Here is a 26,691-nt window from a genome sequence, read left to right as displayed (position 1 = left end):
ATTATTGATGCATTAATGACGGGAAAATACAAGAGAAAATTAATATCGCCAGCCCGATGGTAAGGACTAAAATCGTTGTTCTTTTTGAACCTAGCCATTCTTTGAGGACAATACCCCAGAAATTGCTAAAAAGAATATTGAGCGACATTAAAATGCTCCATGAAAATGCCATCATTATGCTGCCTTCCTGAAAGAAACTTTTCCCTAAGGCCAACCCAAAGAATTGTGAATACCAAAGAATACCCGCTAAAGCACAAAATAATAGGTTATTCAATAGTAACGGTTTGGAAACCGAAACGTATTCTTTTAGCGTTTTGTGTTTAATATTTTGGCTTAAGCAATAGATAGCGTTGGTTATAAATCCTCCGACGGTAACCATAAGTACGGCTGGTAATCCTGCATATAAAGCCTTAGCACCAGTAGTAAGAGCTGCTGTTTTTATCGGTTCGCCGGCCTGTAACCCAAGGCTAAAACAGGCGCTCATGATTCCTGCCAGCAATGCTACCAGCAATCCTTTTCCTAAAGCAAAATCTTTAATGGCCGCTTTTCTTTGTTCTTCAGTCATGTTTTTTGCCCGTAAACTTCCTGCAAATCCGATGACTGCAATTCCTGCAATGGCAATACTAACACCAATCAGTAAAATCAACCCTGCTCCTTTGAAAAGATTGGTTCCACCCATAACAGCTGGTATCAAGGTGCCGAAAGCGGAACATGTGCCTAAAGCGATAGATTGTCCCAAAGCGATACCTAAATAGCGCATGCTTAAACCGAAAGTCAATCCGCCAACTCCCCATAAAATGCCAAATGCCATGGCTTTAATAGCAGCTCCGTTTCCACTGGCAAGAATACTGCCAAGGCTTGAACCGTGAGGAACAGCAAGTAAAGCCCCCAAATATGGGAATAGCAACCACGCAAAAATACCTTGTACCAACCAAAAACTTTCCCACGACCAGTTCTTAATCTTGTTGATTGGAACATAGGAACTCGATTGTCCCATGCTGCCCAGTGCTATGATGATTAACCCAAATATTGTGTTCATGATGCTGGTATTATACTAGGAAAAGGATAACAAATATAGAAAATTGTTCTTAATTAAATGCGTCTACTCGTTACTTGTTTCTCATATTCATTGATTTCTGAAATAAATTCAATACCAACAGGAACATGATTAATATAACAGAAATAGTCATATACATCACCCCATGGCAATGCTTTGGCTTCTTCCAGTAATGCCAGGCGTTCGAAATATTGACCGTTTGCTTCGTATTTACGCAACATATTGATTGGCTCAAGAAGTGCTTGCAAGAATGCTTTTTGTGTTGCTCTGGCTCCGATCACATAGGCTCCTATACGATTGATGGATGCGTCAAAATAATCCAATCCTACATTGACACGATTGAGAGCATTTGCCCTTACTATTTCTTGTGCCAACATGATGACGCTTTCATTTAAAACTACAACATGGTCGCTATCCCAACGTACAGGGCGACTTACGTGTAATAATAATTCAGGCGTGTACAAAAGCAGAGAGGAAATTTTATCATATATTTCTTCTGTGGGGTGAAAATGGCCTAAATCCAATGTCGCCATTATCTGGTTTTGAACAGCATATCCCATATAAAACTCATGAGATCCAGCTGTGAAACTTTCAAGGCCTGTTCCAAATAATTTACATTCAACGCTATCTTTTACATTTTCAAATTTATATGCAAAGATTTGATCAAGAGAATCTTTAAGGTACGAACGATATAGGAAACGATCTACGGTCATATCTTTTTGTCCGTCGTGAACCCATAAATTGTGGCAAGCCTTGCTTCCAAGCTGTTTCCCCATTTCATCAGCGATACGTCTGCTACGGATAGTATGTTCAATCCAGAAATCACGAATCGTTTTATCACGATGCGAAAGAGTTTGGTCTCCGCTTTTAGGATGAGAAAAACTGGTACTGTTGAAATCAAGTTTTAAGTTATTGGCTTTAGCCCAATCAATCCAGCTTTGAAAATGCTCAGGTTCGATTTGATCCCGGTCAACTTTCTTTCCTCCAAAATCGCCGTAAATTGCATGCAAACTTAAGCGATGGTTTCCAGGAAGGAAAGTTGCTACTTTTTCAATATCCTGACGAACCTCGTCAATGCTACGGGCTTTCCCAGGATAATTTCCTGTAGCCTGAATGCCTCCGGAAAGTTGTGCATTTGAATTTTCAAACCCAGTCACATCATCTGTTTGCCAGCAATGTAACGATAAAGAGATGCCTTTTAATTGTTTTAAGGCATTGTCAACATCAACGCCAATAGCTTCGTATTTTTCTTTTGCATAAGCAAACTTTTGCTCTATCCCTAATGTATTTTTCATTCCTATTCTATGTTAATAGTGTTATTGTATAAATTTTTGGTAAAAGTAGAACAACTTCATTTTACTATAATTGAAGGAATTGATACTTCATCTTTGGTTTTTGATAAATGTTTGAATGGAGGATGTACAGATCGTACCATTTGTATAATATAGTGCTTATATTTGCGGGGCAAAAAGAAAAGAACCCCATGGAAACGCCGTCAAATGATTCTATAAGGCTAAAATATCTCGTAACAACTGAGCGGGATTTATTATGGGGGCTTACTGTTACGACGGTTGGTTCGCATCAGATTACAAAGCAATTTGATGTATATCCTCCTCATTGTGGCCATCCTGATAAATACTTCTTTCTGTTCGAAGAAGGCCGCATTCTTAATGAATTTCAGCTTGTTTATATTACTCAAGGAAGTGGTCGTTTTTATACCTCACAACATGAATGGATTGAAGTGAATGAAGGCGATATTATTTCTATACTTCCTTCAAAATGGCATAGCTATACTCCCAACAAAAAAACAGGATGGAGTGAATACTGGATTGGGTTTAAAGGCCCTTCCATGGATCAAAGGTTGTTGAATGGTTTTTTATCCCAACACAATGGAATTTATAAGGTTGGGTTGAGGGATGAAATCCTTTCATTGTATCAACAGGCCATAGAAGTTGCCACGAAAGAAAGCATTGCTTATCAACAAGTGTTGGCAGGGATTGCCAATCATATTCTTGGTTTAGCTTTAGCATATGATCAGGAACAACAATTTGAAAACTATGCAGTTGTTCATATGACCAAAGCAAAAATGATCATTCGTGAAAACCTGTACTACAAGATTACTCCTGAAGAAGTTGCGGAACAATTAAATATGAGCTATTCGTGGTTTCGTAAAACATTCAAGGAATTTACAGGTCTTTCACCGGCGTGTTATATTCAAACCCTAAAAATGCAGGCGGCTAAGGATGCGCTACTTTCTAGCAATCTGTCTATTAAAGAGATTGCCTTTAATCTCCATTACGATAATACTGAACATTTTTCCACGCAATTCAAAAAACATATTGGATCTTCTCCGAAAGAATACCGTCTGAAACATGGTAAGTAATCTATGGCATATCCATTTAATCTTCTACTTGGTTGATATATTTTGGATGTAACATGGTTATTTGCAGAACTATAGCTATTACAACGACAATGCTTAAAAGAGCAAAGTTGTTCCCTAGGTTTCCTTTATCTGCAGACTCTCCTAAAAAGCTTGTAATTACAGCACCAGAAGCAATACCCGCCAAATTCAGTAATCCATATCCTGTAGCCCGATAACGAGGGGAAACAAATTGGCACAGAATTGGCATATTGTTTACGTCAAAAATGCCAAAGCCAAGGCCGAAGAGGAGTGATCCTGTCAAAATAGGAATAACATTATGTCCATAACCGATCAAAATTAATCCTGGAACAGTTAGCCCCAAACCAATTGCTCCAGTGAATATTCTGCCTTTTATATTTATCTGAACCCATTTGTCAGAGGCAATGCCTCCTAGTATAACACCTGAAAAGGAGGCAATTGCCATACTGATAGTGGCCATAGGACCTGCTTGGGTCATGTTGATATGCAAGCTATCGGAAAAAAGGGTTGGAAGCCAGTTTTTTGTTGCCCATCCAGGTAGACTTGGTGCTGAAAAATAAAATAGAATGACCCAGAATGATATATTTCCAAGCAGTATCCCAAAACTTTTTATCAACATCTGAAACTCTTTCGTAATAGGCGAAGATTTGGGCTTCTCAGGGATGTAAGTCTTCTTTTCTTTTAGGAATAGAATTAGAATCAGGCTATAAACCAATCCGATCCAACCAAACGAATGAAACGTAATCCGCCAGGAAAAATCACTGGCTATCAAAGCTCCAAACCCTCCAAATGCTTGTCCAAGATATATTCCGGTAGTATGAATGCCAATAGCTGTAGATCGTGTTTTCCCTTCATGATAATCGGCTATTAGGGCTAATCCTGCCGGAATATAAAAAGCTTCACTTATCCCCATGATGGCTCTTAACCAATAAAGTTCATCAAAGGTCTTTGCATAACCCATGAGTAAGGTAACTCCTGACCAAATCAGCAGGCTAAACACAATCAACCATTTGCGATTAATACGATCAGCTATAACTCCTGAAATAGGACTCATAAAGGCGTATATCCACAAAAAGATAGCCATTAATCGTCCAAAGTTTTCTGCTGATACGAGTTCTGGAATATCTGTCATCATAGATGGTTTCATTGTAGAAAGCATCTGGCGATCCAGATAATTGAGCAGAGCAACTACCCAAAGCATTATTACAACTAACCAGGGATAAATGTTTTTATTTTTCATGTTTTTCGATTTGGATGCGGTGGCACAGTGAATGCTCTACTATAAATCTAATGATTCGATAGCAGCCCGGATTTTATTTCGTTGTTCATCTCCAAACTTATTGAAAGGAGCCGCAATAAAATCATTGCAAATATGTAAGACAGAAAGTGCACACTTCACCCCCTTTAAATAGCTGGACCCATAACTCCCAACCGTATATATGTTTGAACTGATCTGCATCACTTTCTGATGAAGCCTTTGCACTTCTTCAATATTTCTGGTGGAAGCTGCTTTGTACAGATCTACATATAATTTTGGGAATATATTGGCGCCACCGTTTACTCCTCCATGTGCTCCTAATAATACGGCTTCTGCCATCATTTCTTCAGGCCCGACAAAAAATGAAAAATCCGGATGGTCCTGCATTGTGTACATGACGGATTGAAAATAACATCCGTTTGCCGAACTGTCTTTAAATCCTATCACCTTGTTGTCTGCTGCTATTCTTTTAATGGTATCAGGAGAAAACATGACCTTTGTGTGAGTAGGCATGTTATAGAGATACACAGGTAATTCTAATTGTGGGATCAGACTTTCGTAAAATTCGGCTAACTCTGCCTGCCCGGTTGCAAAGTAATAAGGAGGCGCAGAAACAACAGCATCAGCTCCAACTTCATATGCAATCTGGGATAATTTAATGCTGTCAACGATTGAAGTGTCAGAGATGCCAACCAATAATGGCAGGCGTTTGTTTAAAATTTTTGCTGTCTGACGAATCATCTCTATGCGTAGGTTGAAGCTGAGGCTTTGGGCTTCTCCTGTTGTCCCTAAAATGAAAATTCCATTCACACCACCTGTAATTACGTGTTCTATGAGACGTTCTAATCCTTGTGTATCAAGCGTGTTGTTGTCTAATAATGGTGTGACTAAAGGAGGAATAATTCCTCGTAATAATGTGGACATATTGTATGATGTTTATAATTAATGAATAACGAATGATTTTGTCTATTGAGTTTCAGATACGGATGAATCAGAGTCTTATTTGAATAGTTTAATCCAAGGGTTATCACTGCGGAAAGGAACAGCGGGTAATCCTGCTTTATTGATAAAATTGGATTGCGCTGCTTCGTTCCATCCAAACCGTACGAAATAGGGATATTTGACTTGTGGCGAGGATACGATGACTTGATTTCCTTTTATAGTAGCAAAAGCGGGAACAAATTTTTTGTTCGCTCCGGCAATAGAAAACCATGTGAGAGATTTTCCGTCACGGCTCATTAAACCTCCGTCTACATTATTGAAACTTAAATCAATAGTATTGTTGATGATTTTGAGTGATTTAAATGTTGGCCCTGAACAGGTGATGTTTTTGAATCCATAGGTTTTATTCAAAGCCACCAGGCAAAGCCGGCGCCCTACTTCCCATTTATAATTAGGATGCAGATTAGTGATATGATCGACAAGATCGGTAATAGTAACCATTCCTGTATGAGGAACTTTTAAATCAAGCGCTTGTGCTTCCCATAGTTTTGGTAATGTTTCTACTGTACGTCCACGTCCATCATCACCAGCAGAATAAATATAGGGAGCAATTTGTACAAAATAGAATGGAAGTTTAGAATCCTTCCAATCATGACGCCAGCTTGTTATAAGTGTTTGAACTTTGTACGCATAACGGATGCTCTCATTAAGAAAACAATTTGATTCTCCTTGATACCAAAGGAATCCGCGAATGGAAAATGGAATCAGAGGCTGAATCATAGTTGTATAGAATTCTCCCGGGTTGCCCTTATCTTCGGATAATGGATCCAGCTTTTCCCCATTTTTTAATTTAGGAGAAATATTTAATTTGCTTGCTTCGATCCATGGTTCTATTCGGCTTCCGGGAACAGCTGAAGATATCATTCCAATGGGTACATGTAGTTTCTCGTATAAATTTTTAGCGAAGAAATAACCTACTGCTGAAAATGGTCTTAGTGATCTTCCCATTGCGGAATCCCATCCTTGATGGTTAGGATCAGGTGCCATATATTTACGTCTTACCAGAAAGATTCTGATATATGAATTATTGGCTGTTAGAATATCATTTTCGGTTGGATGCTTGCCTTTTGCTTTGTCCTGTATTTTACAGCTTCTACGCATCGAATATTCCATGTTGGACTGTCCGGAACAGATCCATACCTCTCCAATGAGGATGTTGTTTAATTGGACAAAGTCGTTGTTCCCTTTAATAATCATTTTGGAAGGATTGAAGGATGCTTTCATCGGACTGAGCTTTACCATCCAATGGCCTGTCTTGTCAGCGATTGTTTGCTTGTGTTGGTTATTAAATATTACCGTTATTTTTTCGCTTGGTGATGCCGTTCCCCAAATGGGTACCGTTTTATTGCATTGTAAAACCATGTTGTTCCCTATAATTTTAGGAAGAACAATTTCTGCATGCAGAACATTTGTTGATAAGAAGAGGCTGATTGCCAACATCCACAAATAAATTACTTTCATTGATGATAACTTTTTAATGCGTGATCGTTTGTAGTTTGTTTTTAAAGAAATACTTAGTTACAATTTAAGCGTTAGTTGTCACGGTAATGGGTTAATTTATTTATTTATTACTGGACGTTCTGTGTTAGCATATTGATAACATCTTTCGTCCTCGACTGGGGAGATACAGAGAGGGCTTTGATCTGACCATTTTCAAGTTCTCCTTCTACAATAGTTTGATATGGAGCATACAATTTAAAATGGACATTCCAGTTTTTTGGCCATGCAGGGAAAAGATATATTTTCGTTCCAACGCATTGCATCAACATATTTTGTAAGCCGATCATTCCTGTTCCGCCCCAGTTATGATCAGGTGCCCAATCAAATCCTGGTCCCCAAAATGCAGGGAAACGGCGTTGGGAATTGGCTAGTTTTAACTCAGTCAGCCTTTTGGCTTCTTGTGTCAGTCCTAGGTGCGCTGCCCAAATATTATCTTGCTTCCATCCGATATAGCTTTCAAACTTCTTGACATCAGGATCATATTTCCATGTGTTTAATGCAATATTCAAATGAGGACAGCCAATTCCATAAATTCCCCACGGAAAAACCGGATACAATTGTGGATTTTCGCTATTATTGACACGTGCCCAAACTTTAGCAGGCGAAATCGTTTTATGCCCATCGCACTCACGCAAAGAAATCGGAGGAATTCTTTTTTGGAAACTACGCAATTCGCTTACCGTTGCCGTATCCAGATAACCCGTTGGCAATGCCAGTAATTCTTTTGTGACTGTGGTTAATGCTGAGATTGTTGATGTTGAGTTGTACGCCATTTTATATGTCTCCCCGGCAGATCCGGGATAAAGAATCAGATGTCCTTGTCCATCCAACGCTTTGCTTCCTAAATGTTTTGCTTCATATTGATAATGTTGGTCAAAGAATTTTAGACAACTGGTTATTAGCGGAATGTAGCGCGCAATATTATTGTGATTGTACAATTGGGTTTGTAATATCATGTGACAAAATTCAAGCGATGTGTCCCATAAATATTCCAGCCACGGATTGTATTCAATTCCGGGATTGGCATTAGCAGGGCGATGCCATCCATATTCACTACAGTTGGGTAGTCCAAAATCTTCAATTTGTTCAGTGAAACAAGCTCCCTGATGCCCCCAATATACCTTGCTGCGAAGTTCAGCGTTATGTAAATTATTCAGATAGAAATTGAACTCAGGCTTCATCATGTCAAAATCTCCGCTTTCCAGCATTGGATAATAAACCAGACGTTGATTTTGTGCGGTAAAAATGCCTCCTCCCCAGTTTCTGTAATCAGGCGTAAAATGTTTGGTAGAATCTACAAATACCGGATCAAACGTAAACATGCCGCCATTAAACTTTGTCGGCCATTTTCCATAAGCATTGCATCCAAGCATATATCTGAACAATTGATAATTGCGCCCTACCTGCCATGCAATTTGATGATGATCTGTATTTTTGGGATTTATAATAATGAAGCTTCGGTTCCAGAAATCATGCCACCATTTTACAGAAGCGTTTTCGTTATATTGTAAAGAATCCTGCATTTGTGCCAATCCTTTGTCCAAGTCAGTTTTCCATTGTGACAGCGTAGCGGTTTGTTTCGTTAGAAGGACGATATCAAAATGAGCAAGATGACTTGGAGCATTGCTGGATAATATCCAGCCTTTGTATGGTGTGTCGACATAGATTCCCTGATGAGTACCGTCAGGATGCATGTTGCGCCCTATGAGCATGCCGCCAAATGTCAAGTGACTGATAGGATTAAACATTTCGGATTTGACGGAATCCATTCTTTGCTGATGTACCGTAAAATCAAAGATAGTTGAATCGCTTTTATTCCGATGATAAAATAAAATGCCGTTTTTTTGAAATGAAATGTCGTCCTTCAATGTTGCATGACTGCGGTATGGATCCCATTTATAAGAAGACTCAAAGTTTTCTCCTTTACGAAGCTTCTGATCCTGATAACGCCAATTCTCATAAGTAACCTTTGTTGATATTAGCTTATTGGATTGAATATCAACGTGGATATTCGGATGAAAAACATCACATCTGATTGTGATGGTACCCTTTACGTTTTTGTTTGATCCTGTGATGCTTACAAAGCCATCTTTTAATATAAGGTCTTGTCGGAAGAATCTTCCGGCAAAAGGATTCGGGGTACAATGCACCCTGACACGCCCTAATTTGAGTAATGTATTGTTTTCGTCAAACGTTCCACTTTGGGCAATATAAAACATTAAGTCGCCGTTCTCCACCCAGACATTAAGTCCGATATTGCCTCCTCCGCATGGCATTGATTCGGATGAATTGTGGCTTTGGCTTCGCCATACAACATTGTACTGCGAAAGCTCGGCTGGTTGACCGGACAAATGACTAGAAAAAAATACAAATACAAGTAATAAAAGCGCTTCCCCAGACCTTATATTCATAAATGGCTTCATAAAAATAATATCAAGAAAATATTTTACCAATTGTCAGTTCTAAATGAAGAAACCGGTAGCCCACCTGTACTAAATAAATCTCCTACAATGAAATCCTTAAAGGCATAACGTACAGCAACAGGTTCCGGTACCTGAGGAGACCAAACCACTACTTTGCTCCGTTTTATCTCTGCTTTTGCCGGGTAGAAGACTTTGTCTTTTCCTGCAATCTCAAAATCTTTTAATTCTTTGCCAAAAGAAGTGAGCCACATAGGAGCGTGGTCGAATGATATGGTCGCTTTATTATCAACAATGCTCATGCTATAAAATGTAGGACTTTCATAATCAAATCCTTGTAATCCGTAGGTTTTTGCTAACGCTAACAAAGCCAATCGTTCGGCGCCTACTTCTTTTTTCTCCGGATGAATGCAATCTTTTTCTCCAATATCCATTAATACTGCCATGCCTGAGTTAGGGATTATCTGGGCAGCTTTGTATTGGGCTTCTCTCAAATAAGCGGAATTCGTTTTAGTAGTTTGTTCACTTGCAGGAGTAATAGAGGCGTAGTCAAACGGAGCAATTTGACAGAAATAAAATGGGAAGGTTCCTTCATTCCATAATTTACGCCAATTGCTTACCATTGTTTCAAATAAAGCTGGATATTCATCTGGATTTAGATAATTATTTTCGCCTTGATACCAAATACACCCTTTGATTGAAAATCCAATAATAGGATTTATCATTCCGTTAAACAACAAAGTAGGAGTCCGGTTAGGAACCTTGATAGTATCTCCCTGATGGGGAATCCTGATATCATGAAAATTATTTAACATACTGGAACTCATCCAGGATTGAATGGGAGACCCACCCCAGGAGGAACAAATTAAACCTACGGGTATACCCAATATTTTGTTTAGCATTCTGCCGAAGTAATAAGCTGTGGCGCTGAATTTGCTAACGGTTACAGGATTGGCCTCCTGCCATGATCCAGTGATGTCGTCTACCGGTTTTATTTGGGCATTACGCTTGATGGTAATTAATCTTATTTCGGGATTTTGTGAAGTGAGGATGTCTATATTACCATGTAATACCGGCGTATTTTTAAAGCCTTTCATGGGCATTTCCATATTGGACTGTCCACTGCATAACCAAACTTCTCCGATAAGAATGTTTTTTAAAGTTATTGCTTCACCGTCTTTTATGGTTAATTCATATGGTGTGTTACCTGCTTTGGGCGTTGCAATGGCAAGTTTCCATTTTCCTGTTCGATCCGCTGTTGCTTCATAATGCTTTTTGTCCCATGAAGGCGTGACATGTACTATAGAGTTGGCTTTTGCCCAACCCCATATAGACACATTGGTTTGTTGCTGAAGCACCATGTTGTCTGAGAAAATCTTAGGTAACCTCAGTTCTGCATGCAAACAAATCGATATGGCAGAAAACAGTAAAATAAAACTAATCTTGTTCATCTTCATTGTGTTGTTTTTATAATATAATTGAGTTGTTTTTGTTGTTATGATGACTGCTTTGTTCAAATCAGAACTTAAAATACAAGGATCCTTTCTGTATCCCATGAACCCATTTGGGTTGCGATGACGGACCTATCAGGTCTGTGCCATTTACTTTATTCCTTACAGCCGGTATGACTTTCAGTATCGAAATTCCTGTCTTAGGGAAGGTGTATAGTTGTGCATCACGTCCGTCCTTGGGTGTATAAACGCCAATATAGCTGTTTGGATCATCGTTGCCAATGGAGAAATCACCTTCTTTCGTGTTGAATGTTATCCATTTCCAGTTGTAGAAAAACCCTTTGAATTCCGGATAAACAAATGATTCGCCAGGGATAGGATCATTGTATTTGCATTTCCAATCGCTAAACGTAGTGCCAAGTATCCGGTTCTGCCAAACCCGGTAAGGTCCGTTGCCCAGCCATTGTTTTGATAATACCTTATTTTCCGGAAAGTCAAATTTTATTCCCATAAGTTCTACTACGCCATCATATTTATATTGGTAGTCGAGGCGAATATTTCCATCTCTGAAAATTACCCAATGAGCTTGTTTTAATTCGCCGAAATATACTGCATTCACTACGATACTGTCGGGGTATGTTTTATATGTGAGCTGTGTTAATTGGCTTGTGTCTGAAATGTCATAATATATCCGATCTTTTGCAATAGCATCTTTGTCGTCAGTGTTAAAATAACCATCCAGTGAACGATCGCCCCGAAGAGCAGCCGTGAAACGAGGCCCATTTCCAAACGACAGTAACTTTCCATTGTGGACTACGTGCATTAATTCTCCTGTAGAACGACTAAATGTTAGTTGATCAGAATCTGTTGTGACAACGAGAGTTGTACTATCTTCTTTGGCATTGAGTGTTGAACCTGACTTCCCTCCAAAAGAATAAAAATCGGTTGATTTCTTCCATGTCCAACTCCATGTCCACAACTCTTTCCCGAACGGATCTGTTGCCGTCAGGTATAACACGTCTGCATCTCTCCAGTTTGCAGGCAGATTAGCTTTGAGAAATCCTGAACCGTGAGGGGCCACATTGGGGCTTTCAATCTGACCGGATGCAATGATTTCTTTAGGTTGCATGAATGGGAGTTTGGCCAATTTCCAGGTGAATGTGCAGTTTTTCAAGTTAGTAAAGTCATACCAATTGTCTACCGTAAAAACTCCATTAAAGTCTTTAGGCAATGTTTTGTTTTCTATTTGAACCGGCGACCAAATTTGTTTTACGGTAAAGAAACTTCCTTCTTTTTCGTGATGAGGCCCAAGAATACCATCAGGCGCATAACTGCCAACACAATCAATACGTCCATTTTCGTCGGTACGTACCACTCCCTGATCGGTAAATCCCCATAAAAATCCGCCGGCACAACGAGGCGCTTTTCTCATTATTTTCCAATAATCGGATAGACCTGCCCCTAATCCTCCATCATATAAACCGTGTAAAAATTCTGTAGGCATAAATATGTCCGGTTTGCGCAGGTAAGCTTCCGTTTGACCGTACGAACGATAATGCATGGTCTCGAATCCGTCAAAGTCACCTGATGGGTGAATCACAGGTCTTTGTTGAGGGTCTAGTTGTTTGAATTCACCATCAAGTTCTGTATTCCATCCACCTTCGTTTCCATTTGACCACCATGTAACACATGGATGATTTTCGTCTCGGGTCACCATTTCCCTGACTAACTTTCTTCCGACGGTAGTATCATATTTGCCATGCCATCCTCCCAGTTCAACCATTACGTATAATCCTAATTCATCGCAAGCATCCAAAAATGCGGGGTCAGAAGGATAATGCGATAATCGTACAGCGTTCATATTCATTTCTTTGATAAGTTTCACGTCATCATAGTTGTCTTTCCTTGAAAGTGTTCTACCCGTTGCAGGACGAAAGCTATGGCGACAAATACCTTTAACCAGCACCTTCTGCCCGTTGATATATAAACCATCATGTGGACGGACTTCTATAGTACGAAATCCAAACCGGACTTTTACAACATGCCGAACAGTATCTCCTTGCATCAAAGACAGTTTGATATAATATAAATTTGGGGTTTCCGGTGTCCATGTTTTAATGTTTGAATAGCAGGTGTCTATTTGAACATGATCAGCGCCTCCCCGAACCGGAACGTCAACATAATGCCCAATATCATGCCCTTGTACATCTGTTAATTGCGCACGTACATTAAAATCACTATTTAGTGCGTAACCGAAATAGACATCAGCAGAGAAATGTCCGTTTGCCAAAGCATTGATTGCAGTGCGATCAATATACTGCGCTGGCATTGACTCCAAAAATACCGGACGGAAAATTCCTCCAAAATTCCAATAATCGGCTCTTCGTTCTGCCAGATTAACATTGGGATCGGACGATTCTTTGCTTACGGTGACTTCCAGTAAATTTTCTTTATTCCCGAAAGATAAGAGTCCGCTTATATCCTGGCTTTTGAAACGATAAAATCCGCCTTGATGTAATTTGATACATTTTCTGCCATTGATTTTTACACTACAATCGGTCATTACGCCTTCAAAGACAATCCGAATTATCCGGCCTTCCCAATTGGCAGGTACTTTGAATTTATATTTATATAATCCTTGTTCATTGGCAATTCCCGGAGGATTAGCCTTCCCATAGAAAGGTAACCCATATTGGTAAGTGCCAAACCCCTGAAGTTCCCAACATGAAGGAACTTTGATGGTTGTCCATTTACCGCTATTTCTTCCTTTCGTACAGAAGAAATCCCAGCTTACAGCATCCTCAGGTCCATGTCCTGAAAGATATTGGATTTCGGTAGATGTTGACGATGCTGGTAGTGCTGTTTCATGTTTGCGGGCGTGTACATGAACTATGTTCAACAAAAACACGCTGATAAAAAATAACGATAATAATGATTGTTTGCTCATTATGCTTATTATTAATAGTTTATTTTTAGATTATGTGGTTTTTACTCTATAGGTCCAAAATCGTACGGTGTAGGCATTAACGACGAATCATTTTTCGGGTTACATGGTTTGATTTCAAATTCTAGGTCATATTCCTGTTGCTTGATTGCATATTTCTTTAAAACGCCCGGACCACAGCTACTGTTTCCCAGTCCCAACATCGCTGCATTAAGCGAAAGCACTACTTCCGGCCTTGGTTTTAATAAATAAGCATGCGTTGCTCTGTATAGATCATTTGCAGTGAAGTGCAATGCAGAAGCCGACATGTTCTTTGAAAGGGCAACGATAGCAATGCCTTGACCTTCTTTCGTGGTAAGATGCAGCCAGTGAACATTTTCCTTATTTCCTGTCTCTTGTGGATGTGGATATGGAACATATTGAGCCGTGACAGTACTTTTATAAATTCCCATAGGACAGCTTTCTTTCCTGTCAACATAATTTTCATAGGGGCCATGACCATACCATTCAAATTGTTCCAAATTTTTATTGAGAGACATTACCACGCCCAACCGGGGTAGGGAAGGTAGATTTCCCATCGGGATGAAGGCATTATTCATTATAATTGTTCCGTCTCCGTAAATTGTCCAGATTGCTTTGTGAATGAAATAACCTGATTTGGCTAAACTTCTGGCTACAGTTTTTATTTTTAAATAATTATGTCCTTTCGTAATGATAGAACAGCTATCTACAATACGGCATAAGCTATCTAATCTTGCTTTTGCCCAGTCCTTAGCCAACCAGTTCCCAAATCCCCGGTCATTATCGGTAGGAGCCCGGAATCCTTGGAAAACAGGAGGAGAAACTATCATTTCTTTGCCATTGTATGTCAAAGAAGTCAGGGAAGCAATTTTGCAATTAAATACGGCAGAAAATGATTTACCATGTAATAAGATTTTGTTTCCTGTTTGTTCCCAATATAATTTTCCGTGGTGCTTTTCAGCCGGTACTGCCGGAGTGGCTATGTGCATTTTCATTTGGTCAAAAGCGAATTCAAAGCCTCGTTTTGCCCATAACTCGTCTTTCTTTAAACGATAGCTAATCCGTAATTGATAATCGCCGCCAGGAACCAAATGTTTCAATGGTTGAACCGGAACCGGAATTTCTTTACGTTCACTTGGTGGAATATCTGTCGGAGGCAATACCCCTGATTGAATTATTTGCCCATTACAATAAAGCGCCCAGTCAGCTTCATATTGATTGAGATTTACAAAGGAATTACGGTTTGTGATCCATACCGTGGTGTGTCCCGGTACATCATCTCCCATTGCTATGGAGACAGGTTGATAGATTTTCTTTACCTGATAATATTTTGGTGATGTTGTCCGGTCTGAAAATACGATTCCTTTTAAACAAAATGCATTCAGGTTTGGATAATCACCGAAATCACCTCCATAGGCAATGTATCGAGTTCCATTTGGTGCAGTTTTGTACAAACCCTGATCAGCCCATTCCCAGATAAAACCTCCTAATAAACGTGGGTTAGAATAGATTTCATCCCAATATTCTTTTAGGTTTCCCACCGCATTACCCATTGCATGAACATATTCACTAGCCAAAACAGGTCTATCGTCGTCCTTGTTTTTGGCAATGGTTAGTAAATGATCCCAACGTGCATTTTCAGGACGTTCTGCATCAGATGTGTCTGGGATATCGGGATTTAAATAGGGTTCGCAGACTCTTGGATAAAAACGGCTAATGACATCTACGGTCGGTGGATCTTTAGGTTTGCCCTGGGCGCCTTCATAATGAATAAACCGGGTTGGATCAAAATCTTTAATCCATGCTGATATTGCCGCAAAATTTGGACCATAGCCCGACTCATTTCCCATTGACCATAAAATGATACTTGGATGATTCCTGTCTCGATAAACCATCCGTATTGGACGATCAAGAAATGCAGCGCACCACTGGGGATCATTTGCTAATGTGCCTCGTACTCCTTGTTCTTCAATATCAGCTTCATCCATTACGTATATGCCATACCGGTCGCATAGGTCATACCATTCAGGGTTATCCGGATAGTGGCATGTACGCACCGCATTAATGTTTGCTTGCTTCATGAGCGTTATGTCCTGTACCATTCTTGCATAGCTAATAGCTTTACCTGTTGCCGGATCGCATTCATGCCGGTTAACGCCGCGTAAACGAATGGCTTTCCCATTCACTAAGAATTGCCCGTTTTTTATTTCCAGGCTGCGAAATCCTACTTTACAGCTTACCGCTTCAATCGTTTTCTGATTGCTATTGATCAAACTTAAAACCAACGTGTATAGATTTGGTGTCTCTGCTGTCCATTTAGCAGGATCAGTTACTTCGGCTTGCAACCAGGCAAATTTGGCACTTCCCCGCTGAGGATAGCGAACATTCATTATTTTAGGATCGTATGCTATATTCAGAATTGACGCAGCATCATGTGCAAGCGGCTCCTTAAAGACTGGATGATTGTTCGCATCATACAATTGAGCCTGTACACTCCAGCCTCTTAATGTGTCTTTTAAGTACGATGCCAGTTTTAAATAAACCTGTAATTCGGCATTTTTATAGTGTTTATCTAAAATGGTGCGTACTGCAAAATCAGAAATGTTTACATTATTAGTAGAAAAAAGATATACTTCACGGAAGATACCTCCTAACCGCCACATATCCTGATCTTCAAGATAACTGCCATCGCTGTATTTAAACACTTGTACAGCCAATAGATTTTTACCTGGCTTTACGTATTTTGTAATGTCAAACTCGGAAGTTTCCATGCTTCCCTGACTATAACCGACCTTTATTCCATTGATCCATACATAAAAAGCGCTTTGTACGCCTGCAAAATGGATAAACACTTTACGTCCTTTCCATGAATCAGGGAGTTGAAACGGATGACGATACGAGCCGACCGGATCCCTTTCTTTATACGTGGTATATTTCACTGGTGGAGTGCTTGTCACAAAGGGAGGATCTATTTTGAAAGGATAACCCGAACTTACATAAATTGGCGTTCCATATCCTTGTGTTTCCCAGTTTGAAGGTACGGGGATTGTTTTCCAATGAGAATCATTAAAATTGGTATGATAAAAATCCTGAGGACGTAACTCGGGACGAGGTACCCAATAAAATTTCCAATTGCCATCGAGTGACATATACCATGGTGAATCTTTTCGAATGCCAAGCAGGGCTTGTTTATCTGTTTGATATGGGATGAAATCAGCCCTGGGAGCCTCTCTGTTGATGCCTAGTACAGCTTCATTTTCCCAATCATGTTGTTTTGCAAATGATACATTTACAACCAGGAACAGGCAAAATAATAAAGTTAATCGCTTCATTACGTTAGGATTTTATTGTATTTGTAATGTGTTTAAATATAGGCCTTGTAAATGCAGCCCACTGATTTTGATTTTATAATGACCGGCATTAATAAAAGATTCCGTTGATGTGTTGAGAAGCTTCCATTTATGAGGAGTCGGAGGGAAATGCAAAGTGTCATTATGTATCATCTGTCCATTGGCATCTGTTATCGTGATGACTGCATCTATTGCCGTTGTATTGAGGTTCATATAGGTAAACCGTAATGCATAAATGTTGGCAAGTCCCGTAGTAACATTCCATGTAATGCTGTGTTGTCCTTCTGTTGAAGCTTCTACACAGGAATCTTGTCTATAGGTAGATTTCTCCCAATTACCTTGTAATTCTGCTGTTTGACTGGCATAAGTGGTTACTGGCCTTACATTCGCTTCTTTAGGCCAATGGATTTGAGGCAGGATTGCCAGACATTTATTCCCTGATGTAATTACGGTATCGCCTTTTTTATAAAAACGTTTTATATAATCCGTATCGTTTGGAATGTAAATATTGGCATCAGAAGTCACAACAAAACGCATTGTATGGTTGTTGTTTTTTGGTCTTATCCATTCTGCTCCGTACATTATCGGAAGTATTGTTGGAAAATAAGCATTAGGTTCCAGCCATGTACCGGGTATGCCACCTTTTATGTCGGTCATTATAGAAGCGGAAGATGGAGCTGCCTTGATAGCTTTATTCTGTGATGCTATGGCTATTGCCGATATAACGGCTTGTCCGGCTGATTCTTTCGGGAAGTTAATTTCTAATATTCCATTGGTTACCTGAGCTGGTACGACTTCCTTTACTGCTTTATCACATCCGGCTTCTTTCCATATATCGAGATCTTTAATGACTGTTTTACCATTGATTCCTACGTCAAATACCCGATATCCTGTGCAGTTGATGCCTCCTCCAACGCCATACCACGGCTCGATAAAATAGAGCTCTACACGATATTCTCCATTTGGTAAAGGAAACTTATAACGTAAACGATTTAGACCATATCGAAATGATTGGAATAATGTCCAGTCTCGGCTTCCTGCAATCGGATCTTTGGTTTCTCTTTGAGAGGCAAGGAATGCAGGCAAATCTTTGAAATCGTTCGTCCATGATAATGATCCCCAAGTTTTATTGCTGGTTTGATGCCTGTCTGCCAACCATTTGTTGTGATTTATGTCAATGTAATCCGGCCCTCCGCAATTAACCCGGTAAATATAGTGATAGCCTTTTGCGGGTTTGGTGATGTCCTTGGCGCCACTGTATAATCTGGAAAAGTGTGGCGCTTTAGGTAAATGATTTAATATAATGCAATCTTCAGCTACCGGTTTATTCTTGATGTATCCTACGGCATACAAAACATTATATTTGATATTGACATTGTCCCACTGAAAATGCGTTCCCATTCCATGCTTAAATCTTTTGCCTAACGGTATGGCACGTACATCATTGAACAATTCTACTTCATCACAATTGGAATAAACGATAATTCCGCTTTTGATACCTGGTTTTGTCCATCGGTTATTCCATGTGTGGGATACAATATATACCATGGGTTCTGTTTTCGCAGGAGCATAATTGGAACAATACATATAGTATGCATCAACTGGTTCACCCCAGATGGTAAATAGGCCTTTATAATTAAACGGACCAATGCGGTCAATATCCCGATAACCTTCTTCATTCTGAATTCTGCCGGGATTATCATTCGAATTATATTCCCAGAGGAATTGTCCGCAAACGCTGTCTTTTACCTGTTCTGCCAATTTGACTTTCAGTTCCAGCAACTGCGTCATTCTATCTTCACTGCAAATGCCATTCTGTTTAAGATTGAATGGTCCTTCTGCATGTAAGTCAATGCTACGCCATGCGCCATATTCTCCATTAAGGTATTCTTTCTTTAAGTCTTGTCCGTATTGATAGGGATTCCCCCCGTAAGTGCCCGACCAGTTTTGGCTTACATTCCAATCTGTCCCTGTTCCGCCGTTACATGTTGTTACGAGTCTTTGTGACGGGGAAGTTGGATCCATTTGATGAATGATGTCGGTGCATTGCTTCGCAAAATCATAGGGTAATACGCTTTCATTTTGTATTCCCCAAAGAATTATTGAAGGAGAGTTACGCCGTTCTTTGATCCATTCTTTTAGATTATTGAGAAAATTCATACGAAATTCAGGCGTATCGTACCAGATATGAGCAGAAAACTGCGACCAGAAAAGCAACCCGTTTTTATTAAGCAGATCCTGGTATAATAAATTGTGCGGCTGATGTGCCCCGCGAAATGCATTGAAGCCAGCCGATTTAATCTGGTCTATCCGTGCAGTGATCTCTGTCGTATCGAAAGCATGACTATCGCCTAATTTATCTTCGTACTCTGCTATTCCGTTAATAAATACCGGCTTGCCATTAAGGTGAAAACAAGAACTATGATGAGGATCGTTTTTTGGCCAGCTAATCCAACGAAACCCATAATCGGTCGTAGTTTCATCAATGACTTTCCCATTTTCTTTAATCATTGTGATCAGATGATATAAGTAAGGGTCGGAAATACTCCATAAATGGGCATTCGCAATGTCTTTTGTGTCTTGATGAATGGTCTTACTTTCATTTCCCTGTAATGTTAACGTATCGGTCACCCGTGCCACTTGGAGGCCATCCTCATTCACTAGTTTACTGATTACGCTGATATGGGATGTTTTGTTCCCATAGTTTTTTATTTCACTGTTAATGTGTAATACGAAATGAGGATCCCGGGCATTGGCAGGGACATCATTCCAGACGTGTACTCCAAAGGGTTCAATGCGTGTTGGGTTTGTTATTACTAAAGTCACCGGACGAAAAATTCCCATAGGTTCTGAACCTTCGGAAAATCCCCATTCGGAAGAACACCCTCCACACACCCAGGGTAAATCAGTAATCATTGCCGGATGATCTGCTCTCACGGCTAATACATTAGTTGTATCAAAACGAATATCTTTAGTCACGTCGATCGTAAAGGTTGTTAATCCACCTGCATGATATCCTATTTTTTTCCCGTTTAACCATACTGTTGCATATGAACCAACACCTTGAAAGTATAAAAAGTATTCTTTACCGGAACCTTGGTTTTTGATTTCAAAACTTTTTCTATACCACGCATATCCATGTTTATTTCCATGTTTTAAACGACGGGCTCCTTGATAGGTGTCCCAGTTGTGAGGTACATCTACATGTTGCCATCCTATTGGTTTGTATACCGGGTTTTCAAAGCCGGCATACGCATCTCTATTTGTGTCATTTTCTGCTGTCAACCAATCAGCATCAAGCGATATTTTTTTTCTGAATGTAGATTCGTCAGGTTTTGGAAACTCTACTGTACTCGTTCCCATATTTTTAGATGTCGCTACAGCAATTCCTCTCTGATTGTGTACGTCAACGGCACAGTAGAAATGATAGACTACTCCTTTCCATTTGACTACATATGATTTGTGAGCGAATAAATTATCATAGGGCTCACTTGGAATGATTAAATCAGGCCCGGTCCAATCAGTCCAATGAACGAGATCATAAGAGCATGCAAATGTATTAAATGCTTTATATGGACGGCTCTTGCGAAAGGCACTATAATAGAACATTACATATACTTTGCCTATTTTTTGAATCACGGGATCTCCGGTGATTCCTTCGGCATGCGTAAAAATCGGATTGTGCTTATATCGTACCCAATGGATCATATCGTTGGACAACGCTATGCCAATGCGTTCTGCTTTGACTTTAGTGACAGGATCAATGCCTCCTGCATTGTAATACATCACGAACGGATATCCTAATTTTTTTGATTTATCCCAAAGCACTGTTGATTTATACTGCGTAACATTCTCCCACCATCCTCTGTCGGAATCTGTCGGCGATAGTGTGGGATGCCCTAATGTTTGCCATTCATGGGCTTTGGTAATGTCTCCTGTTGTAAAGGCCATGCCTTCTTTGAGGGTTCCCATTTCGTACCCTCTGGTATTGCCTCCAAAATAGGACATCCAATGTTTCCCATTAAACATTTGAGCGTGATAATTTCCTCCCCATTTATAATTGATCAAGGCAATGTATCCTGCTCTTTGGTTTTCATCCCAAACATTCCCTTTGGGATAAGCCAGAATGCGTCCCAATGTATGCCAATGCAAAAGGTCATTACTTGTTGCCAGCCAGGTTTCGTAGCCCCGCCCATCTCTTCCTTCCTCTCCGTTATAAATGAGATAACTCATATACCATTTTGATTTTACATGGAATACCGTAGGGCAATCTATTTTGTAATGATTGTTCTTTGGCGCTAATACCAAACCAAATTTGTAGGGAGTCTTTACTTTCTGATAGATTTCCTGCATGACTTGTAGAGGAACCCTTTGAGGCATTTCCTTCGCGTATGCGTGTAAAAAAGTGGTGCAGATGAATATTAACAGATACTTCTTCATTGTCTCATTTTATACGGAATTAATAAAATAACCAATCAATATTACGCGTTTTCGTATTACTGCCCATGCCATCATCATGAAAAGTGATTTTTTGAGATGCGTTGATAAAGCCTAATACCATTAATGCTCCTTTTCCTAATGATAACGTATGGATACCACTGGGGAAGGTATATGTGTGGACATTGACAGATAATTGTCCGTGAACTTCTAATGCATTGGCAATTTTGACATCGGCCTGGCCAAAATCGTTCGCATTAGCGTCGGTTTCGAGTTTTGGAGGTTTTGCAAATTCATTCCGTTCCGAATTAAAATATCCTACCAGGACACTCACAGGATGATTGCTTTCAAATGTAAAGGAAGTTCCGTCAGCCATTTGATGCTTCAAGTCAAACTGAATGGCTTTAAGATCGCGTAATTCATTGGCAACCGTGTCAATGACCAGGTTTTTGTCTCCAAATATTTTAGCGCCTTTCGCCAGGGAATATGTTTGCAGGTTCTTGTCTGATAGTTTTACATTGGCAGGCTTTAATACTGTTGTGTCACTTAAAATAGTATTGCCATGTTCTTGTAAATATGCAACGTTTCTTTTGAAATTCTGCAATTCAGTTTCAAAATAAGGAAGCATTTCTTTCCATGTTTTATTTTTTCCTCCGCCTCCTCCTATTGGAATTCGCCGTTGACTGGTTTGCATACTATTGGCATATAGATATGTGTTTTCTGTCAGGGCAACTAAATGCCGATAATATTGGAGGCTTTTTTCGAGATATGGAACGGCAGCTTCCAAATCTTTTATGTCGTTGGAATGACTATAACGTAACACTAGCATTGCGGCTTTAACTTTTTGGTTAAAATAGTTTGCAAATGTGTTGTAACAATACATGTCATTTTTCAAACGTTCAAATTCAGCCTTGTTGTGTGTGACGTGAGGCGCTGCCGAATCAATGGCTTGCACTGCTTTGGCGCCTTGTATTACGGCGCCGGCAATAAGCTGAGGCGGCAGTTCTCCTGTATGAAGCTGGTGATTCCATTCCTTATCCATGTATTCGGTGAGTACTTCTCCCTTTGGCCCACATGATTTAAAAAAGTCCGGGTAAATAGTCCATTTTTTAGGATTTACCAATTGGCTCATAAACATGCCTAATAAGAATGTTTGACGATTCCCGTCCGTTATGGCAAATTTTCTTGTTAGTTCCGGCGATATCTCTCCCGCTTGTTCATATGCTTCCAAAATATTTTTTGCTGCATCTAAGCCGCATCCGTATAATGTATCAAGACGATAGCTCCAGTAATGCACTTCATCTTTTGGATTACGGTTTGCGTTCCAGGCATATCGTGCCCATGCCGCATACCAAATCCAATCTCTGTTCATTTCCAATAATCTGGGATGGGTGTTGTCAGCCGTATAAGGCCAGTCCCAATAAGAAGCTTGGGGATAAATGTGTATGCCATTAGCGCCTAATTTGCTATGCATAGCTTGCACACATTTTTGAATAAAATCAGGAGCGCCATACCGGAATGGTTCTAAGTTCGCCAGAATATGCACATTAACAATATGTACAGGACCCAGTTTGCTTAGTTCCAAATGTTCTTTTGCCCAAGGCCCGCGAGGATTGTAGGTGGTTAATGACTCTCCATTATACTTCCACATCGTATATAAATTTTTATAGAGAGGTAAAGCCTCCTGCATATCCGTTTTAGCATCAGTATCGTGCGCACGGAGGATTATCGGTGGTTCATCGGTTCTACCTAATGCTTTTAGCCCGTCTTTAACTCCCGGAATAATCGTTTGGGTAAACCATTTTACGCCATCCGGATATGAATCAATCGATTCGCCGAGGCAAACCAAAAGCCCTACGTGAGGATATTGTTTAATAAAGGCGGCAATTGATTTACGGGTATAATCCGAAATTAATGGTGTTATAGGACGATTTCGATCTTGCGTTCTTATGCCATAGTGTTCTGCAAAAGGCTTGGAAACAATGATATTGTAAAACATCTGGATTACCCAGATATTGCGTTTCTGAGCTTCTCTGGTTAAGAATGCAAACATCTCCTGATTCTTTTTGAGTGTCTGATTATCAACTTCCACGGCAAAAGGATAATCTTTTAATTTTACCAGTGAGGCAAAGGGATGTCCATTCCATAGATAGAGGGTGTTCATCCGGTTTTCAACCATCATATTCAGGTATTTGATCCATAAAGCTTTATCATAGAACCAGGGAAAATTTTGAGGAGTGTACGGATATTCATAGACTCCGTGACCAGGCAACAAATAAGGTTTTTGCAAACCAATGCAAGCTCCCCGCATGACCATTTCTGGCTGATCCGTTATATCCATTGATGTCGGCAATCTATGAGAAGCCCTGATCTTGTCTGCAAGTTCTACACATCCGTATAATGTTCCACTTGTATCTGCCCCCTGAACAATGATCAATTTGCCAAGAGCTTTGATCGAGTACCCTTCTTTGCCCGGAGTTTTCTCAAAAACAACTTTTTTGCCGGCAATGAATTGTTCCAGCCATTTATCAGTCATTGTGCCAATTACAATGGTTGTACCCGTCGTGTGTTTTTTGAGAACTGTTGTTTGATTGACCTTAAATCCATCCGTTTGTAATGTTTTAGTCAGCCAGTGAATGCCAAACGTAGCGCATACGGAACTTTTCCCATGCGTAATAATATTTACTTGTTGGGCATATATAGCTGTCGTAAAAAAGCACAACCAGAAGAATATGGATATTTTAATTTTCATTTTTTGCGTTGTTTGTTGTATGTCAATAGGTACAAAAGAGTTGTTTTATCGTTTCAGGTTTAACCATACAGCCATATCGGATTTCCCTCTGTTTCCCCAGGCAAAGTATGGTATTAGATGAATATGTACGTTTGTCTGTAGCGGAGCAATTTCGCGATATAACACATTGTGCCAGCTTGCTGTTTTTTCTACGTCAGCAACTCCATTAAGGCAATAGAAACGGCTTCCGTCAATCATCATCGGTTTTGCATTGAAATGAACAGACGATGGAATAACAACTTCAAAAATATTGTAGTTTGGCAAATCACATCCTTCTAAACAATACACAACCGGGCCCCGTTGTATAGCAACCTGATTTCGGGTTTCTTCTACTAATGGATTGGTCTCTATCAACATTGTTTTTATGGGGAGGTTTAGTTCTATTTCGTCGCCGGTTTTCCATGTGCGTTTTAATTTCACATAGGAGGCTGGTGTAAGGATTTCATGTTGCTTGATGCCATTTATAGCCACTGTAGCATTATCGCACCATCCCGGAATTCTTAAATAGATTGCACAAGGATCTTGCGGCGCTTGCTGCATTTTAATGATTATATGCCCATCCCAGGGATAGTTGGTTGTTTGAGTGAGTTGGATAGATTCACCGTTCCTCAATTTAGTGTTTAATGTATTACCTCCATAAAGGTTTATCCATAAACCGTCTTTTGATAAGCCATAAATATAATCTTGAACTTCAGCTATTGTCCGTGTTATGTTTGGCGGACAACAATCTGATAATGAAATATACGGAATGCGCTTCCCTGCCCAGCGTAGTTTGTACGGAAATTTAGATGAAACGCTTAACGGATTTGTATAGCGAAAGTTTATTCCATTCAGGCTTACTCCCGATAACAAGCTGTTATAAAGGATGGTTTCTACTACATCAGCATATTTTGCATTACCGGTAATTTGTAGCATACGCCAGTTAAATAATAAATTGCCTATGTTGGCACACGATTCGTTATATGCTGTCATATTCGGCAATTGATAATCACGTCCGTACGCCTGATGTACTTCCTGAATTTCGCCGGGCTTATATGAAGTACCATCGGGAGAAACTCCATCGTACAATGCTCCGCAAGCGCCGGTAATATACATTTTAGTGTGTACCAGATTATTCCAAATCAGGTTTAAAGCATGCAGTAATGTTGTGTCTCCTGTTTCGGCATACAAATCGGCCACTCCAGCATAAAGATAGTTCGCTCTTACGGCATGTCCCATCGCTACGGTTTGCTCACGGAATGGGATTCGATCTTGATTCTGATCTGTTCCCCCTTTTGCTAACCCTCGCATATTAATCAGGTTTTCTGCTAATTCTAAATATTTGGCATCATGGGTGGTGCGGTATAATTCAATTAACCCCATGTAATGAGACGGGCATATGGCATTGCGAGCCAGTTGATGCGATGAGGATTTATAGAAATCGCATAAATAGTTTGCTGCTTTAATTGCAATATTGAGCATGGAACGTTTTCCTGTAGCGCGATAATGTATGCAGGCAGCAGTCATTAAATGCCCCATGTTGTATGTCTCAAAATTCATTTTGTCGGCAAACATTTTGGCCTCCATGGGATCTTTTTTTTCTGCTATAATGGTAGTTGTATTTATGTACCCGTTCGGCAGTTGAGCTTTGGCAATGATCGAAATGACCGAGTCCATTTCTTCGTCTAGCTTCTTGCTTTTGGTGATGCTGTACAAGCTTGCCAGGCTTTCAAAAATCTTATAAAAATCGCCATCCTGAAACGGAGGCCCTACATAAGATCCTGTATCCAGGCCAGCCGCAATTTCGAAATTCTGAATAGCATGTCCTATGTGTCCATCCATGTAAGTTTGCATCAACTTGGGCGACATTGTATGGAGGCATACATTAAAACGATCAGCCCAGAACCCTTTCGTCCAACGTACATCTCCCATGTTTACACCTGTAAGTTTTGCAAAAGGACTTTGGGATGTGTTGACCAGGCTCCGGTTTTGTCCGGATAAAGAAAAAACGATGATCCAGGTACATACTCCAATTACAATATTTATTTTCTGTCTATTCATTTGCTGTTATTTGTCATGA

General features: G+C 39.9%; 13 protein-coding genes. 1 reads left to right on the top strand and 12 read right to left on the bottom strand.

Annotated elements, in window-relative coordinates; translation table 11 throughout:
* Position 1: 1 nt before the first annotated feature.
* Both rhaT and FHX64_RS05755 read right to left on the bottom strand, forming a co-directional pair.
* The gene (rhaT, locus tag FHX64_RS05760; RefSeq protein ID WP_183412843.1) at positions 2-1,039 is read right to left on the bottom strand and encodes an L-rhamnose/proton symporter RhaT; all 1,038 of its coding nucleotides are present in this window, start codon (positions 1,037-1,039) and stop codon (positions 2-4) included.
* Positions 1,040-1,092: 53 nt separating this feature from the next.
* Positions 1,093-2,352 carry an L-rhamnose isomerase gene (locus FHX64_RS05755; protein ID WP_183412842.1) on the bottom strand — a complete coding sequence of 420 codons (1,260 nt, stop codon included), beginning with the start codon at positions 2,350-2,352 and terminating at the stop codon, positions 1,093-1,095.
* A gap of 188 nt (positions 2,353-2,540) precedes the next feature.
* Between FHX64_RS05755 and FHX64_RS05750 the strand changes: the two genes are divergently transcribed.
* Complete coding sequence (locus FHX64_RS05750; protein ID WP_183412841.1) at positions 2,541-3,440, top strand: AraC family transcriptional regulator; 900 nt, start codon at positions 2,541-2,543, stop codon at positions 3,438-3,440.
* A 16-nt stretch (positions 3,441-3,456) separates the two neighbouring features.
* Here FHX64_RS05750 and FHX64_RS05745 read toward each other — a convergent pair whose 3' ends face one another.
* The 10 genes from FHX64_RS05745 to FHX64_RS05700 all read right to left on the bottom strand — a co-directional run bounded on the left by FHX64_RS05745 (position 3,457) and on the right by FHX64_RS05700 (position 26,672).
* A complete protein-coding gene (locus tag FHX64_RS05745; protein ID WP_183412840.1) occupies positions 3,457-4,698 on the bottom strand; it encodes an MFS transporter in 1,242 nt (413 codons plus the stop codon).
* Between the two features lie 39 nt (positions 4,699-4,737).
* Positions 4,738-5,640, bottom strand: a complete 903-nt coding sequence (locus FHX64_RS05740; protein WP_183412839.1) for a dihydrodipicolinate synthase family protein — start codon at positions 5,638-5,640, stop codon at positions 4,738-4,740.
* A 75-nt stretch (positions 5,641-5,715) separates the two neighbouring features.
* Positions 5,716-7,179, bottom strand: coding sequence for a sialate O-acetylesterase (locus FHX64_RS05735; RefSeq protein WP_183412838.1), 1,464 nt, complete (start codon positions 7,177-7,179; stop codon positions 5,716-5,718).
* A gap of 107 nt (positions 7,180-7,286) precedes the next feature.
* On the bottom strand, positions 7,287-9,629 hold the full coding sequence (locus tag FHX64_RS05730) for a DUF5703 domain-containing protein (RefSeq protein WP_183412837.1): 2,343 nt from the start codon (positions 9,627-9,629) through the stop codon (positions 7,287-7,289).
* Between the two features lie 35 nt (positions 9,630-9,664).
* Positions 9,665-11,095 (bottom strand): sialate O-acetylesterase, encoded by a 1,431-nt coding sequence (locus tag FHX64_RS05725; RefSeq protein WP_183412836.1) that lies wholly within the window; start codon positions 11,093-11,095, stop codon positions 9,665-9,667.
* Between the two features lie 61 nt (positions 11,096-11,156).
* Positions 11,157-14,036, bottom strand: a complete 2,880-nt coding sequence (locus FHX64_RS05720) for a glycoside hydrolase family 2 protein (protein WP_183412835.1) — start codon at positions 14,034-14,036, stop codon at positions 11,157-11,159.
* A gap of 41 nt (positions 14,037-14,077) precedes the next feature.
* Complete coding sequence (locus tag FHX64_RS05715) at positions 14,078-17,386, bottom strand: glycoside hydrolase family 2 TIM barrel-domain containing protein (RefSeq protein ID WP_183412834.1); 3,309 nt, start codon at positions 17,384-17,386, stop codon at positions 14,078-14,080.
* A gap of 12 nt (positions 17,387-17,398) precedes the next feature.
* A complete protein-coding gene (locus FHX64_RS05710) occupies positions 17,399-21,784 on the bottom strand; it encodes a beta-d-glucuronidase/beta-L-arabinofuranosidase (protein ID WP_425487963.1) in 4,386 nt (1,461 codons plus the stop codon).
* Between the two features lie 79 nt (positions 21,785-21,863).
* Entirely contained in the window at positions 21,864-24,593 is a 2,730-nt protein-coding gene (locus FHX64_RS05705) for an alpha-d-galacturonidase (RefSeq protein WP_183412832.1), read from the bottom strand.
* Positions 24,594-24,638: 45 nt separating this feature from the next.
* The gene (locus FHX64_RS05700) at positions 24,639-26,672 is read right to left on the bottom strand and encodes an aceric acid hydrolase (protein ID WP_183412831.1); all 2,034 of its coding nucleotides are present in this window, start codon (positions 26,670-26,672) and stop codon (positions 24,639-24,641) included.
* Positions 26,673-26,691: the final 19 nt, after the last annotated feature.

The organism is Microbacter margulisiae (genome assembly GCF_014192515.1).
GTDB lineage: Bacteria > Bacteroidota > Bacteroidia > Bacteroidales > Paludibacteraceae > Microbacter > Microbacter margulisiae.
The sequence above is the reverse complement of the archived record's forward strand: the minus strand, read 5'-3'. Positions and strand labels throughout refer to the sequence as shown.